Source organism: Sebaldella sp. S0638, assembly GCF_024158605.1.
In the GTDB taxonomy this organism is placed as follows: Bacteria; Fusobacteriota; Fusobacteriia; order Fusobacteriales; family Leptotrichiaceae; genus Sebaldella.
Genome location: NZ_JAMZGM010000275.1, coordinates 1 through 875 on the forward strand (window position 1 = coordinate 1; position 875 = coordinate 875).

Genomic DNA, 875 nt, shown 5'->3' on the forward strand with positions numbered 1-875 from the left:
AATATAATAACCATAGTGGAGCGACTGGGTGATTTTGAAGAGGAAAGTAATAAACTGGTAACACCAAGAGGCTTACTGAGTGAATGGTGGACTGACTTGGAGAAAAAGGAACTTGATGGAATCTATACGGGATATAGTGATCTTGATAAATATGTATTTCTTGAGAAAGGGAGTTTAATTACTATAGGAGCAAGACCTTCAATGGGAAAAACAGCCTTTGGTTTAAATTTAGCTTATAAAAATGCGGTAAAGCATAATGTTTTGTATGTGAATATAGAGATGAATACCAAGCAGATAACAAACCGGATACTGGCAAGTATGTCAGGAGTAACATTAGGCAAAATAAAAAAGACAAAAGGTGAAGTACTGACAGATGACGATATAGCTGCAATAAGTCGTAAAATGTCAATGTTTGAGAAATTGAAACTAGGGATACTGGACTGTAAGAATAATAATTTTGAGTTAATAGTTCAGGGAATAAAAAAGGCACATGAGAAGAATCAATTATCCCTGATAGTAATAGATTACCTGACTTTAATGCAGGCAAAAGGATATTCAACGAAAAATATAGAAGTAGAGGAAATGGCAAATAGATTAAAGGCATTAGCAAAAGAGCTTGATACTTGTATTGTAGTCTTAGCCCAGTTAAATAGAGATGTAGAAAAGAGGGCGGATAAAAGACCTGTATTAATGGATTTAAGAGATTCAGGTGGAATAGAGCAGGCAAGTAATGTTGTGATGTTTTTGCATAGAGAAGATTATTATAACAGCAGTAATAATAGTAAGAAATTATCAATAATGGAAGTAATAATCAGGAAAAACAGAGATGGGGAATTAGGGACAGTAAGCTTAGTTTTTAATAAAGAAACACAGGA

1 protein-coding gene is annotated in these 875 nt (G+C 33.6%); it reads left to right on the top strand.

Features of this window, described 5'->3' with window-relative positions; all coding sequences use genetic code 11:
* Positions 1-875, top strand: an 875-nt coding sequence (locus NK213_RS20230; protein ID WP_253352703.1) for a DnaB-like helicase C-terminal domain-containing protein, incomplete at both ends; no start/stop codon positions are given.